Genomic DNA, 13,913 nt, shown 5'->3' with positions numbered 1-13,913 from the left:
ATGTTTTATTTAGAATTGTAGCGTGCCAGGTCTGCGGCCCGGCCTCTATTCTTTGCTGCGTACCGCACCGCGGGTGGTGGTCGCTCCTGTCGGGGTGGGCTTCGGACAGCAGGCGCTGGCCCGGTGGGCGCAGCGCAACCATCGCCTGGTGGTGAGGGATCCTTCCGGCCTTGGCCGGGAGGCGTGCTTGTTCATTCCCCAAAGGCGCCGCCAACTCGAGTCCATCCACCTCGACCACCCGGATGAGGGCTTGTTCTTGCACGAGGCCGACCTCACCTACACCAAAGGTGAATGGCTCGCAGCCCTCGGCACAGCCCGCGAAGCTTACGCCGAAGAAAGCTACCACCTGAGCCAAGGGTGGCCCGAGGGGCTGCTCATAGCGCTGCAGCTCTCCCAGCGCCAAGACGCCATCCCCCTGCTCCACCATCCCCTCGCCCAAGCCCACCTCGGGCGCTTCATTCCCAAGGACGTCAGCCGCGACACCCTCAGTCGCCTGGCCTCGAGTCCGCTCCTGATCCCCGAACTCTACGACTTCCTCGGCCTCACCCCCGGCCTCGTCGCCGAGTTGTACGACCGCGGCCTGCTCTATGCCGCCGATCAGGGCTACCGCCTGCCGGCGCTGTTGCGCCGAGCCCTTCACCAGCCCATGCCGCCGCAGCGAGCGCTCGAGCTCGCCCAAATCCTGGCCTCGAAGCACCTGCACAGCCCCGCCCTGGAAATCCTCCGCGAGCACCGGCTGTGGGAAGCGTATCTCGAGCTCATCGTCGAAACTTACGCCCCCAGGAGCGGAGTCCAGGCCCTGCGCGAGCACTTGAGCCAGGTTCCGCCCAGCCACCGGAACCTCGAGGCCTACGAATACCTCACCGCGCTGTTGCGGCGCTCTTCGGGGGACATCGCAGGCGCAATCCAGCGACTGCAAAGCCTCCAGCAACGGGCCTCTCCCAGGCTTCAGGCGTGGGTCATCAACGCCCTGGGGGTTGCCTATGGAATGCAGGGAAACTATTCCATAGCCGCCGAATGCTTCAAAAGAGGCCTGGCCCAGACCCAAGTCTCCCCGGTTCACGGGCGCCTGCTGCACAACCTGGGAATCGCGCAGCTCCACCTGCACCGCTACCGAGAGGGAGCGGAGGCTTTAGCGAAGGCCGCATCCTTGTACCGTGACCTCGGAAACCCTGTCGAAGAGGCCATGAGCGCCGAGAACCTGGCAAACGCCAAGGTCTTCGAGGGGTATCCCCTCGTGGCTTTAGCCGAGTTCAGCCGCTTATCTCCCATCTGCCCGGGCTCGCTGGCCCAGGTCAACATGGGTCGGGCTTACATCCAACTCGGCGAGCTCGAGAAAGCCAAGCAGACCCTGCAGACGGCTAGGCTGAAGGCCAGCGAAGCGGGCAATCAGCGCACCGTGAAGTACTCCGAGGTCGTCCAGGCGCAGGTGGCGTTGCTGGAAGAACAGCCAGAGCTGGCCTATGGCCTCGCCAGCGGCGTGCTCCACACAACCCAGGAAGCCGACCTACGCAGAGAGGCCCACCTCGTGCGCAGCCAGGTCGAGTTCCGGCGCGGCAACCTCGAGGCCGCACGGGAAGAGCTGGCCCATGCCGCCAACATCACCTTCAGCCATAAAACCGAGGCCGTGCGCCAAGGTCTGAGCCCGCTCGAGCCCACCCTCGAGGAAGCCCGCGAAGCCGGGGCGACCTTCGACGTAGCCCAGTTGCTCATGCTCAAAGGCGACCTGGCCTCACTGAGGGAGGCCCTCAGCCTCTGTCAGCACAACGGCTACGGGCTGCTCTTGCAGCATCCCTTCTACAGCCATCACTGGCTGCCCCTGATCAAGGCCGATCCATCCTGCTGGGCGGCCTTCCCCCTCAGCATCCAGACCTTCGGGGGGTTCAGGGTCTCCTTCTTGGGCAAGACCCTCGGCCTCCGCGACTTCCCGACCAAAAAAATCGCCGCCCTGCTACTGGCCCTGGCCCTGCACTCCCGGCCACAAAAGCGCGAGATGCTGGCCGAGTGGTTGTGGACAGAGCTGAACCATCCACTCGATTCACTCCAAAACGCCGTTTCCAAGCTGAGGAGCCTGTTCCTCCCCCAGCTCATCAGCTCGAGCAAGCACCAACTGTCGCTCAACTTCCCCGTCGTGCTCGACTATGTGGAGTTTGTCAAGCAGGCCAGGGCATTTTTGGAAACCCCCGGGCCGGGGCTCGAGGATTTCATCCAGCGTCACAGCGAACCCTGGCTTCCCGAGCTGGCCGAGCTCTTTCCCCTCGAGCGCTCCGAGGTCGAGCGTTACCAGCACGAGCTGTGGGCGACGCTGGCCGAGCAGCAGCAAGGGGAGAACACGTCCTTGGCGCTGGTGGCCTACCGCCACGCCCTCGCCCTCGATCCATACTCCGAGCGTGCCTGGCAGGGGCTCATCGCCGCCTATGAAAAGCTCGACAACCCGGAGATGGCGGCCAAGGCGCGGCGCAGCATGGCCGAAGCTCTGCGAGAACTGCGCGGCTGAGCGATTTTGGCTTCATTTTAGCCTCGAGTCATAAGCTCTAAAGCAGTAGCCCCCCGAGCTACCGCTACCGCTTTTTGGAGGAGGCAATGGGTTCGGATCAAGTCAGCTTCGTGATCTGCTTCGAGAACGCCGGTGAGCCGTTTGAGGTCTTACTCTCCCACAGGGAAGCCCCACGGCTTTCCAAAGCCCTGTGCTGCGCCGAACAGCTCTGCGAGAAGACGGGCTGGAGGTTGCTTCGGGTCAAAGACTGCCTCAGCGGGGAGGTGCTCGAGCCCTGCCCCAAATGCCCGGAGGAAGAAGCCCAGGGCTTCGTATGTCGCCACTGTCAGGGGAAAGCCTACGTCAGCGCCTCCCCCACCGAGCAGGCCGCCTGAATCAGCCCAGGCGCAGGGGCAAGCGCAGCAAGCGCGCAAACGCGACGAACACGCCCACCCCCACCAGCCCCCCCAGCAGCAGGGGGGGCAAGTTGTTGAGGAAGAGTTCGGGCGCGCCGAAGGGACGGGCCGCCACATGGGCCAGCAGCCCCGCCGGAGCCGCCGCACCCACAACCTTCAGCAGCAGCCTCAACAACCAGCGCACCGAGAGGATCGACATCCGCTCGAGCCGCCCCACGTAAGCCAGAAGGCCCACCAGACCGGCCACCGCCGTAGAGAGGTTGAGCCAGAACAACCCCGCATCGCGCAGGAGCCAGTAACCTAGGGTGTTGAGGGCAAAGATGGCCGCCGAAACCTGCACCGCTCGCCGGATCTCGCCCGTGGCGTAGAAGGCCCGCAGCATGAGCTGGTTGATCCCCCAGGGGAGCAGGGCAAAGCCATAGGCCCACAACACCGCTACCGTGAACTTCCGCACCGTGGGGTCGAGCCCGCCGAAGGAGAAGACCGCACCCACGATCCAAGGAGCCAGCGCCACCAGCATGGCCCCGGCGAAACCCAGCAGCACGCCCAGGCGCCCGATCGAGCGCTCGAGCAGGTTTCTTATCCCCGCATAGTCCTGAGCATTGCCCATCTGGGCCAGGCGGGGGTAGAGGGCCATGGCCGGGGATACGGCCAGGATGCCCAGCGCCGTCTGGAAGATCACCTCCGCGTTGATGAACGCGGTCTGGGCCCCCACTGCATAGCGGGTGAGGACGTTGGTCAGCACCAGGTTGAGGAACTGACGCAGGCTGGTGGTGAAGGCAAAGGGCCCCATGCGCCACAGGGCGTCCCGGATGGCGCTGTGCCCCTTCAACTCCAGCCGAAACCCCTTGAGCGAAGGCAGCAGCACCGCCGCCTGCACCATCGCCCCGAGGGTGTAAGACAGCGCCAACGCAGTAGCGCTCCCCGGCCAGATCAGCATGATGATGATCGAAACCACGTTGAGCGCCAGCGGGGCGAAGGCCACCAGCCCAAAGCGCTCTTGAGACTGCAGAAAGGCCGAGAACAAGGCGGCCATCGAAATGAACAGCAAGAATGGCATCACCAGGCGAATCTGGTAGACCAGCAGTTCGAAGTTGGAGCCATGGGCGAAGGGGCTCGAGGAGTCCACCAGCCAATCCGCGACCCAGGGGGCCAGCAACAGCCCCAGACCCAACAGCAACAGGTTGAGGGTAAACAGCAGCGCAGCGAAGCGCCGCTTGAAGACCTCGCCTTCTTCGGCTGGGAGGGCGCTCAGGACCGGTACCAGGGCGTTGGTAACCGCTCCCTCGGCCACGAGTTCGCGAAAGAGATTGGGAACCCGCGTAGCGATGTTGAAGGCGTCGGTCAGGAGGGGCGCAAACAGGTTGTTGATGACGATCTGGCGCACCAACCCCAGCACGCGGCTCGAGAAGGTGCCCAGCATGGTGATAGCGGCATTGCGCAGGATTCGACTCGACAAGGCAGCACCAACCCAGGCGGCTATTCTAATACCGGATTCAAAAAGATACTCTTCAAAACCAAAACCCAGAGCACTCCCTTCGGTCGGGTTAGTTCGTCACCATTCGGTGACAAACTAACCGAATCTGGTATAAGGCCACTCAGTCGTCCGACCAGCGAAGCCTACTCCCGGCAGGGCTCTTCTCCACCCTGAGCCTGGCGGGTAAGCGCTCGGCGAGGGCTTCTACGTGGGTTACCACCCCCACCAACCGGCCCCGTGTGGGCAGGGCTTCCAGCACCCCCGCGACCTGCTCGAGGGTCTCCGCGTCCAGCGTACCGAAGCCCTCGTCGAGGAACAGCGCACCCATGCGCCCTTTGGAGAGGTGTTCGGAGAGGGAGAGCGCGAGCGATAAAGAGGCCAGGAAGCTCTCGCCACCCGACAGCGTGCGTACCGTGCGCACCGACTCGGTCCAGCGGTCCTCGACGGCGTACTCGCTGTCCTCCAGGCGGAAGGCGTAGCGTCCTTGCGAAAGCTCGTTCATGAGTTCGCTGGCCCGCTGGAGCAAGCCCGACTGGTAGCGCTCGAGAAGAAAGTCCTGGAAGCGGTCGCCCCGCAGGTCGCGCTCGAGCCGCTCCCACACGTCCACCTCGCGCACCAGCCCGGCCTGCTGGGCCTCGAGCTCGCGGCGGCGGCGAAGCTGGTCTTCGGCGCGCTTGAGATCGGCCTTGAGCCCTTCGGCTCTGCCGTGAGCGGCGCGGGCCTGCCGGCGCAGGGTCTCCAGGGCTTCGCGCTGAAGGCGCACGGTCGCCTCATCCACGGGCTTTAGCCCCTCCAGCTCCCGCTCCAGCCGCCTGAGCCCCTCGGCGATGAGCACGCCCTCGCGCTCGTGCTCCTGGCGACGCTGCTGGAGGGCCTGGCGCTCGGCGGCGCTCAGGCGGGCCGCGCGGACGGCCTCGAGCCCGTCGAAGCCGGTCTCGCTCAGGAGTGAAGCCAGGCTGGTCTCTAGGCGTCCGAGCGCGCGCTGGCGTTCCTGGAGCACCTGACCCTGGGCCGCAAGCTGGCGCTCGGCCTCCACCAGGCGGGCCTCGGCTTCAGCCAGACGCTCCTGAGCGGCCTGGAGTTCGGCCACCCGCTTCTGCAACCCCACCTTGAAGCGCCCCACCCCCTCTCCCCCCGTAGCCTGGCGGATTTCCTCTGCAAGGCCAGCCAGCATGCGAATTCGCTCGTCCGCCAGCGCCTCCGGCGAGCCGAAAAGGCCAGACCTGAGCTGCCGAAGCTCGTCCGCTAGCCGCTCGCGTTCCCGCAAGGGCGCCAAAAGCCGCTCCTGTTCCTCGGGCAGGCTCTGCGCAAGGACCTTGAGCGAGCCCCGCTTCTCCTGGAAAGCATTGCGAAGCTCCTGCAGCCGCTGCTCGGCTCGAGCAAGCTCGAGGCCCAGCCGCTCCAGGTCGGGCAGCTCCCTCGGCGGGGGGAGCACCGTCACCGTCTGCTCGCACAGCGGGCAGGCCTCGCCGGCGCGGAGCAGGTGGCGGTGCGCGAGGACGCCGGCTTTCTGCTGAGCCTGCTCGAGCGCGGCCTTGGCCTGCGCGTGGAGCTTGGCGGCCTCCTGTCCCTCCTCCTTCAGGCGCTCGAGGTCGGCTTCAAGGCGGGTCTTTTCCGCCTGCCGCTCCTCCAGGCGGGACTGCTCCTGGGCCAGTTCCCCTTCCAAGCGGGCGAGCTGGGCCTCGAGCTTCTTCAACTCTCCCCACCGCCGTTCGGCCTCGCGCAGGGTCTCGAGCCGGTCTTCGTCGAAGGGCAGGGGATCGGGCCTCGACAGGCTCAGGCTCCCGCCGTAGCGGGTGAGCCGGGTTTCCATGGCCTCCAGCACCGGCAGCCGGGCGAGCTCGCTCTTAGCGGCCTCGAGCGCCGCCGGGTCGCAGCGCCCGCGCAGCCCCTCCACCTCACCCCGCAGGCGCTCGAGCCCCTCCTGCCGTCGCGCCAGGTCGCCCTGGGCGGCCTCGGCCTCTTTGCGGGCCACCTCTACACCCTCCACCTGGGGCCACACCCGCTCAGCCTGATCGGCGCGCTCCAAGCGCTCCCGCAGGCGCCCCATCTCCTCCTGTTGGCCCTCCCAGGTGCGCCGCCTTCGCCGCAGGCCCTCCAGCTCGCCAAATTTCTCGTGGCGCTTCTCGGCCTCGGTCAAGGCCCCTTGGGCACGCTCGGCCTCGCGGGTGAGCCGAATCTCCTCGGCCTCGAGCTGCCGGATCTCATCGCGCATGGCCTCCAGGCGGCTTTCTTCGGCTTCGCCAAGCCCCTGCAGCTCTCCCTCCAGCCGCCCCAACTTCTCCCGAGCCTCCTTGAGGTGTTCTCCCACCCGCTCGCGCATGTCCCGCAGGCGCTCGAGGCCGTAAAGCTTCATCAGCAGCTCACGCCGCTCCCTGGGCACCCCCCGCAGGAAGAGGTCGAACTGGCCCTGCGGCAGCAGGATTGAACGGGTGAAGGTGGAGAAGTCCATCCCCCCCAGCAAGGCCAGCACCTGGTTGTTGAGCGTGCTCACCTTCTCCGAGGCGGGGTGAACACGCCACTCTCCGCGCTCGAGATACTCCAGACGACCCTGATTCTCCTTGCCGATCACCCGCACGACGCGCCAGGCCTGGATGGAGCCGGTCGGCTCGGGGAGGCTGAACTCGAGTTCGACCTTGGCCTGCTCAGCCGCCGGGTGGCGCAGGCTGTCGTGCCCCTTGGCCCCCGCCCGCGGCGTCTCGCGGTAAAGCGCGAAGGTAATCGCGTCCAGCAAGGTGCTCTTCCCCGCCCCCGTCGGTCCGGTGATGGCGAAAAGTTCGACGTCGTCGAACTGGATCTCCTGCGACTCGAGGTATGAGCCAAACCCCTGCACCCGCAACTTGAGGGGCCTCATAAGGACCTCCCCGAGGTCCGCCGAGCACCAATGCGGTTAGCGTCTTGCGTTCGGCGTTCAGCCCTCGGCGTCATACCCCTTCCCCCGCGTGAACTTCCTCGTAGACCTGCTGGAAAGCCCTGAGTAGGCTCTCATCCGGCTCGGTGGCGTAGGTCTGGCGCGAGTACTCGCCATAGGCCTCGAGCCAGTCCCATTCCTCGGGCACCGGGGCCTGGATCCCGTCACGCTCAGCCTCGGGCACTTCGAAGATCACGTCCAGCAAGTGGGGGAAGCGGCGGAACAGGTCCTCGCGCAGCCGCGGGTTGCCCCGCCCCTCGATCACCAGCTTGGCCCAACCGGGGAAGGTCTCGATCTCCTCCAGGCGGCGGTCGAGGTCTTCCAGCCTCAGGCGGAAGGTGCGTAGCGGCTTGCCCCAACGGGCTTCGACTGGGTGAACCTTGGGCGGCACCCCGGCCTCTACCTCGACGATCAGCGCTCCACGGGGCGCGGTTTCCCCCTCGCCGAAGTCGAGCTGCACCAGCGAACCCGGATACCAGGCCACCGGGGCTTCCGAAACCTGCTGCTGGCGATGGATGTGGCCCAGCGCCACGTAGGTGAGCTGCTGGGGAAAGGCCGACTTCTCCACGGCGTAGCTGTTGGTGCAGTAAAACTCAAACTCACCCCCGCCCAAGCGGCTGCCCTCGACGGTGAGGTGGGCCAACATCAAGTTGATGCCTCCTCCCAGCTCGGTGGCCAGGTTGGCGAAGACCTTCTTCATCCCCTCGGAGTAAACCCCCTTCCACAAGGTGCCGTCGCCCTCGAGCAGCATCTGGGCCTTGACCAAGCGCCGCTCGGACAAAAAGGGCAGCATGATGGCCTTCCCACCCGTCACCTCCACCACCCCGCCCCGGCCCGCCAGCCGGACCTCGCCCCTCACGGTAGCCCCGGCCAGCGAGAGCAGGGGTGCGATGGCCTCCAGGCGCTCCCTCGAGTCGTGGTTTCCCGCGACCACCAACGCCGGAACCTTCATTTCCTGAAGCCGGTAGAAAAAGCCGAAGGCCGCGGCCTCAGCCTCGGTGGTGACCTGGGGCCGGTCGAAGAGGTCGCCCGCGACCAGCACCAGCTCGATGCGCTCAGAACGAACCAGCTTGAGCAATTCTTCCAGCGCCGCCGCAATCTCGCCGGTTCGCTCGGTGCCCTTGAGCAGCTTGCCCAGATGCCAATCAGCAGTGTGCAGAATCCGCATTACCGTATTAGGTTACTTCATATGGCACTAAGTACAGCCTCGTAGAAACCCCTGTACCCCGTAGTGACCAGCCCCCCACCCTGAGGGACAGCGCGAATCCGGGGTGGATAGGGATGTACCTGTACGGGCGTTTACGCTCGAGGCCGTACAGCAAGCGCCAAACGCCGACTTACCCAAGACGCGCGGCCTATGGAGCGCTCATCACCAGCACAGCACCTCGGTGTAGGACTCGAGGCCGAAGTGGTGGATCACCCGCTCGACCCGACCCACCTTGCCGTCGAAGCCGGGGCCGCAGGCGAAGAGTTCGACCCCTGGGGTCAGGCAGGGCTGCAGGCCCTCGAGGCGGACCTTGGCCTGGTGTAGGTAATACTCAGCCAGCGGAACCTTCTCGGCATAGACGGGCCAGGTCTCCTCGCCCACCCAAACCACTCCCTTGTTGTCCATGCGCCAGGTCTTGTTGAGGTTGACCATCAAGGCCTCGAGGGCCTGGTAGGCCACGCCTTCCTGGCGGTACCAGTCGGGCAGCACCGCCGTGGTTTGCACACTGCCAATGCGCTCGTCCACCTCAGCCAGCAGGTCCTCGATCACCTGGGTGGCCCTTACCCGGCCATAGCGCCTGGCCGGAACGTCGCGCGAGAGCCCTCCACTGCCGCTCACCAACCGCAAGCGCCACACACCCTGGTCCTCCAACACCGACAGCACGCTCATGTAGAACTCGGGGCCGTACTCCATGTCCAGCACCACCGACTGCCCCACCTCGGGCCTCGAGGCCGAGGCGCTCACCTTGAGGATCATCTCGGCCACCGGGCGACCGATGCGCGGCAGGACGATCCGCCCGCTCAACACCGGACGGTAATTGAGCAGCAGCGAGGAAGCGGGGAACTCTCGAGTGGGGCTGGGGAGCTGCATAGCCTGGTAAGACCAGCGCAATTATATGCACTGGCTATATCCTCTGCATCGCAACTAAAGCATAGCTGAAGAGCGTTACGGGGGCGAGGAATTCAGAAGCGCGGTGGGAAGGGCCGATCGGCGGCCTTGCGTTTTGCGTTAGGCTGATCCCATGGTCTGCCGCGACATCCAGGAATCCGACTTCGAGCCCCTGGCGGCTCTCGAGCGCGAGCTTCTGGGCCAACAACCCGCCCACCGCTACCGCTGTACCCCGGGGGCCCTGCGCTTCTTCTCCCGCAGCGGCCACTCCTTTGTAGCCTTAGAAGCCGAGGAGATCATGGGCGTGGCCCTGGCACAGGCGGTGTGGCAGGGCGATCAGGTCACGGTGCTCATCACCCGGCTGCTCTCACGCAGCGATGCGGCTACCCGGGCCCTGTTGGGGGCGGTGGTCAAGTCGGCCTACGACGCCGGGGTCTATGAGGTGGCGATCCACGTCGATCCCGACAACCAGACCATGCGCCAGGCCCTGCAGGACCATGGCTTCCAGCTAGGTCCCCTGGTGCTGGGGGTGCGGGTGCTGGGCAGCCGGGGCGAACGGGGCGAAGTGTCGGGGGTTTTAGAATGACAGCCATGAACCGGGTCTTGATTGGCATTCGCGGCGTGGAGCTACCCGAGCAGATGGAAAAGATTCTCGGCGCCCTGCGGGCCCTCGAGGGGGTACAGCGAGCCGACCAGGCCACGCTGGGGCAGGTCGAGGTGGAGTACGACCCCTACCGGCTCACCGTCATGGACCTCATCCGCAGCATCCGTGAGCAGGGCTTCCTGGCCGGGATGTTGTGATACCGGTCTCCACGAACAGTCCCTACAGCACGGTCCACGCGGTGGGCCCTTTTGGTGCAAAGGTTCGACGATCGAGCTACTCCGGGCTATCCATACGGGTGAACTCGAGCACCCCCCGCGGAATAGGCTTCTTCCACAGCTCGCCCACACATACCTGGTTGGGCTCCCGCCCGGTGAGCTTGAGGGTCACGGCGAATTTGTCCCACTCCCACTCGGCGAAGGGATAGAGCACGCCACCGTTCGAGGAGACGTGGGGAGTACCTAACTGCCGGGAGAGGTGCTGTCTGATCAGGGCAAAAGCTTGCTGGGCATCGACCTCGAGTTGCTTGAGGTCGGGGAAGAATTGCGCGTAACGCAGGCGGCGGGGCTCGGTCTGGTCCTCATGCTCCAAACGCACGAACTTGCAGTGCAAGCCCACCGGGATACCCCCCAGAATCCGCTGCCCCTCCCACACCAGCGTACGCTTGTCGGTGCGGTAGTTCTCCAGGCCCAAGTGCATGCGGGCGGTGCCACTGACACACAACCAGGGCAGCAGGACATTGACGCTCTCAATATAGATTCCCTGATCCAGGCGGTAAGGCTGATCCATACTGCCGTCATTTTATTTCGCCCACCCAGAGGGACCCCGGCAAATCAACCTTCGCCAGGCCGAGGCTCACATCACCTCGCGCGCCGCGGCATTGCGCGCAAAGCGGCGGAGGGCTTAAAATCAGTGCGCTTGAGGTTGGGCGCACCCGCCCTGGCACCGAAACCAGACCCCCGAAAACCCATGCGGTCGTCCGCCGCGCTTTCGCCAGCCCTCTCAGGGGCTCTTACGTAATCCAGCCCAATGTGGCCGGCGAGGCAGTGGGCGTAGAATCGTGGGTATTCGGCTTGGCTTTCGTGTTGGTTTGAGCGAAGAGAGGAGTGTATATGGCTTACCGCGACGAATTCGGCGCACGCAAGAGCCTGTCCACCAAGGCGGGCGAGGTGTTCTACTACGACATCCTGGAACTCGAGCGGCAGGGCATCGCCCAGGTGTCCAAGCTTCCTTTCTCCATCCGGGTGATGCTGGAGAGCCTGCTGCGTAACGAAGACGGCTACAAAGTCACCAAAGACGACGTGGTCGCGCTGGCGAAGTGGCAGCCCGACCCCGGCGAGGTCAACGTGCCCTTGATGCTAGCGCGGGTGATTTTGCAGGACTTCACCGGCGTCCCGGCGGTCGTGGACCTCGCCGCCATGCGCGAGGCGGTCGCCAGGCTGGGGGGTGACCCCGAGATGATCAACCCCACTGTCCCCGTGGACCTGGTGATCGACCACTCGGTGCAGGTGGACTTCTTCGGCACCGCTTACGCCTTCGCCCAGAACGTCGAGCTGGAGTACAAGCGCAACGAGGAGCGCTACCGGCTCATCAAGTGGGGCCAGAACGCGCTCAAGGGCTTCCGTGCGGTGCCGCCGGGCACCGGCATCGTACACCAGGTCAACCTCGAGTACCTCGCCAGCGTGGTCATGCGCCAGCAGGGCGAGGATGGTCGCACCTACGCCTTCCCCGACTCGCTGGTGGGCACCGACAGCCACACCACCATGATCAACGGCCTGGGCGTGCTGGGCTGGGGCGTGGGCGGCATCGAGGCCGAGGCGGTGATGCTGGGCCAGCCCTACTACATGCTCGCCCCCAGGGTGATCGGCTTCAAGCTCTACGGCGAGCTGCCCGAAGGCGCCACCGCCACCGACTTGGTGCTGCGCGTGACCGAGATGATTCGCAAACACGGCGCGGTGGGCAAGTTCGTGGAGTTCTACGGCCCCGGCGTCTCCAAGCTGCCCCTGGCCGACCGCGCGACCATCGCCAACATGAGCCCGGAGTACGGCGCGACGATGGGCTTCTTCCCCATCGACGAGGAGACCCTGGCCTATCTGCGCCTCACCGGGCGGCCCGACGAGCTCGTAGACCTGGTGGAGCGCTACGCCAAGGCCACCGGGCTGTGGCGCACCGACGATGCGGCCCCGGTCTACAGCGAACACCTCGAGCTCGACCTCTCCACCGTGATCCCCGCCCTCGCTGGCCCCAAGCGCCCGCAGGACCGCGTCAACCTCTCCGACGTCAAGCGCTCCTTCCGCGAGCACCTGACCAAGGACGTCAAGGAACGCGGCTTCGGCCTCTCCCCCGAGCAACTGGGGCGCAAGGTGGTGGTCCGGCGGGGCCGCGACGAGTTTGAGCTCACCCACGGCTCGGTGGTGATCGCCGCGATCACCTCTTGCACCAACACCTCCAACCCCTCGGTGATGCTGGGCGCGGGCCTGCTGGCCAAGAAAGCGGTGGAAGCCGGTCTCTCCACCCAGCCCTGGGTCAAGTCGAGCCTGGCCCCTGGCTCCAAGGTGGTCACCGAGTACCTCGACGCCGCCGGGCTCACGCCCTTCCTCGAGGCCCTCAAGTTCCACACCGTGGGCTACGGCTGCACCACCTGCATCGGCAACTCCGGCCCCCTACCCGAGGAAATCTCCAAGGGGGTGAAGGAGGGCGACCTGGTGGTGGCGGCGGTGCTCTCGGGCAACCGCAACTTCGAGGGGCGCGTGAACCCCGACGTCAAGGCCAACTACCTGGCCTCGCCCATGCTGGTGGTGGCCTATGCCCTGGCCGGGCGCATAGACATCGACTTCACCAGCGAGCCTTTGGGCTACGACCCCAACGGTAAACCGGTCTTCCTCAAGGACATCTGGCCCAGCCAGGAGGAGATCAGGGAAGTCGTCCACAAGACCCTCGACGCCGAGATGTTCCGTCGCCAGTACGCCACCGTCTTCGAAGGCGACGAGCGCTGGAAAGCCCTCCCCGCCCCCACCGGCCAGCTTTACCAGTTCGATCCCTCCAGCACCTACATCCAAAATCCCCCCTTCTTCGAGAACCTGGGCGCCACCCGCGAAATCTCCGACATCAAAGGTGCCCGCGTGCTGCTGCTGCTGGGCGACTCCATCACCACCGACCACATCTCCCCCGCCGGCAACATCGCCAAGAACTCCCCCGCTGCCCGCTACCTCATGAGTCATGGGGTAGAGCCCGCCGATTTCAACTCCTACGGCAGCCGGCGCGGCAACCACGAGGTGATGATGCGTGGCACCTTCGCCAACATCCGCATCCGCAACCTGATGCTCGAGGGCGTGGAGGGCGGATACACCAAGAAGTTGCCCAAGAGCGAGGTGGGTAGCGAGCCCGGAAGCGGCGAGCAAATGTTCGTCTACGACGCGGCCATGCAGTACAAGGCCGAGGGCGTGCCGCTGATCGTGATCGGTGGGATCGAGTACGGCAACGGCTCTAGCCGCGACTGGGCCGCCAAGGGCACCTACTTGCTGGGCGTAAAGGCCGTCATCGCCCAAAGCTTCGAGCGCATCCACCGAAGCAACCTGGTGGGCATGGGCGTGCTGCCTTTGGAGTTCAAGGCCGGAGCCAACGCGGCTTCCTTAGGCCTCACCGGCTACGAGGTCTATGACATCCTGGGCCTCGACGACCTCACCCCCGGCAAGGAGCTCACCGTCGTCGCCCGCAGAGCCGATGGCAGCGAGGTCAGCTTCAAGGTGACCGCCCGCATCGACACCCCGGTAGAGGTGGACTACTACAAGAACGGCGGCATCCTCCAAGCGGTGCTGAAGAACATGCTCGAGGAAAAAGCCAAGGCCTAGAGCGCTTCCCACGAATACCGCCTACAGCCGCATGCGGCTGTAGGCGGTAATTTACGCCGCACACCGCGATCGGATTCAAAAAGATA

10 protein-coding genes are annotated in these 13,913 nt (G+C 65.5%); 5 read left to right on the top strand and 5 right to left on the bottom strand.

The annotated features are described in order from the left end of the window. Nucleotides 1–22 precede the first annotated feature (22 nt). Nucleotides 23–2,497: a hypothetical protein gene (locus B047_RS0103915; protein WP_018465650.1), complete on the top strand. Its 2,475-nt coding sequence runs from the start codon at nt 23–25 to the stop codon at nt 2,495–2,497. A gap of 86 nt (nt 2,498–2,583) precedes the next feature. Continuing rightward, on the top strand, nt 2,584–2,871 hold the full coding sequence (locus tag B047_RS0103910; RefSeq protein WP_018465649.1) for a hypothetical protein: 288 nt from the start codon (nt 2,584–2,586) through the stop codon (nt 2,869–2,871). Between the two features lies 1 nt (nt 2,872). On the opposite strand, the gene murJ is transcribed toward B047_RS0103910, so the two are convergent. From murJ to B047_RS0103890, 4 genes are all read right to left on the bottom strand, one after another. Next, nucleotides 2,873–4,351, bottom strand: coding sequence for a murein biosynthesis integral membrane protein MurJ (murJ, locus tag B047_RS0103905; protein ID WP_018465648.1), 1,479 nt, complete (start codon nt 4,349–4,351; stop codon nt 2,873–2,875). A 139-nt stretch (nt 4,352–4,490) separates the two neighbouring features. Next, nucleotides 4,491–7,223 carry an AAA family ATPase gene (locus B047_RS0103900; protein ID WP_018465647.1) on the bottom strand — a complete coding sequence of 911 codons (2,733 nt, stop codon included), beginning with the start codon at nt 7,221–7,223 and terminating at the stop codon, nt 4,491–4,493. Between the two features lie 70 nt (nt 7,224–7,293). Next, nucleotides 7,294–8,448, bottom strand: a complete 1,155-nt coding sequence (locus B047_RS0103895) for a metallophosphoesterase family protein (protein WP_018465646.1) — start codon at nt 8,446–8,448, stop codon at nt 7,294–7,296. Nucleotides 8,449–8,649: 201 nt separating this feature from the next. Further along, on the bottom strand, nt 8,650–9,378 hold the full coding sequence (locus tag B047_RS0103890) for a hypothetical protein (protein WP_211209125.1): 729 nt from the start codon (nt 9,376–9,378) through the stop codon (nt 8,650–8,652). Between the two features lie 130 nt (nt 9,379–9,508). On the opposite strand from B047_RS0103890, the gene B047_RS0103885 reads away from it, so the two are divergent. Both B047_RS0103885 and B047_RS0103880 read left to right on the top strand, forming a co-directional pair. Beyond that, on the top strand, nt 9,509–9,961 hold the full coding sequence (locus tag B047_RS0103885) for a DUF1999 family protein (RefSeq protein WP_018465644.1): 453 nt from the start codon (nt 9,509–9,511) through the stop codon (nt 9,959–9,961). Between the two features lie 5 nt (nt 9,962–9,966). Further along, nucleotides 9,967–10,176, top strand: coding sequence for a heavy-metal-associated domain-containing protein (locus B047_RS0103880; protein ID WP_018465643.1), 210 nt, complete (start codon nt 9,967–9,969; stop codon nt 10,174–10,176). Nucleotides 10,177–10,252: 76 nt separating this feature from the next. Here the strand turns inward: B047_RS0103880 and B047_RS0103875 are convergent, their stop codons facing one another. Then, nucleotides 10,253–10,765 (bottom strand): hypothetical protein, encoded by a 513-nt coding sequence (locus B047_RS0103875; protein ID WP_018465642.1) that lies wholly within the window; start codon nt 10,763–10,765, stop codon nt 10,253–10,255. 323 nt (nt 10,766–11,088) lie between these two features. Between B047_RS0103875 and acnA the strand changes: the two genes are divergently transcribed. Next, entirely contained in the window at nt 11,089–13,827 is a 2,739-nt protein-coding gene (gene acnA, locus B047_RS0103870) for an aconitate hydratase AcnA (RefSeq protein ID WP_018465641.1), read from the top strand. The last annotated feature ends 86 nt before the right edge of the window (nt 13,828–13,913 follow it).

Source organism: Calidithermus timidus DSM 17022 (assembly GCF_000373205.1).
GTDB classification, from domain to species: Bacteria; Deinococcota; Deinococci; order Deinococcales; family Thermaceae; genus Calidithermus; species Calidithermus timidus.
Note: the sequence above shows the minus strand (reverse complement) of the source record. Positions and strands in the feature narration are given on the sequence as shown.

Excerpts from the sequence above, each read along its gene's own strand:
- B047_RS0103910 (WP_018465649.1), top strand. The coding sequence starts at position 2,584 with ATGGGTTCGGATCAAGTCAGCTTCGTGATCTGCTTCGAGAACGCCGGT.
- B047_RS0103900 (WP_018465647.1), bottom strand. The coding sequence starts at position 7,223 with ATGAGGCCCCTCAAGTTGCGGGTGCAGGGGTTTGGCTCATACCTCGAG.
- B047_RS0103895 (WP_018465646.1), bottom strand. The coding sequence starts at position 8,448 with ATGCGGATTCTGCACACTGCTGATTGGCATCTGGGCAAGCTGCTCAAG.
- B047_RS0103885 (WP_018465644.1), top strand. The coding sequence starts at position 9,509 with ATGGTCTGCCGCGACATCCAGGAATCCGACTTCGAGCCCCTGGCGGCT.
- B047_RS0103880 (WP_018465643.1), top strand. The coding sequence starts at position 9,967 with ATGAACCGGGTCTTGATTGGCATTCGCGGCGTGGAGCTACCCGAGCAG.
- B047_RS0103875 (WP_018465642.1), bottom strand. The coding sequence starts at position 10,765 with ATGGATCAGCCTTACCGCCTGGATCAGGGAATCTATATTGAGAGCGTC.
- acnA (WP_018465641.1), top strand. The coding sequence starts at position 11,089 with ATGGCTTACCGCGACGAATTCGGCGCACGCAAGAGCCTGTCCACCAAG.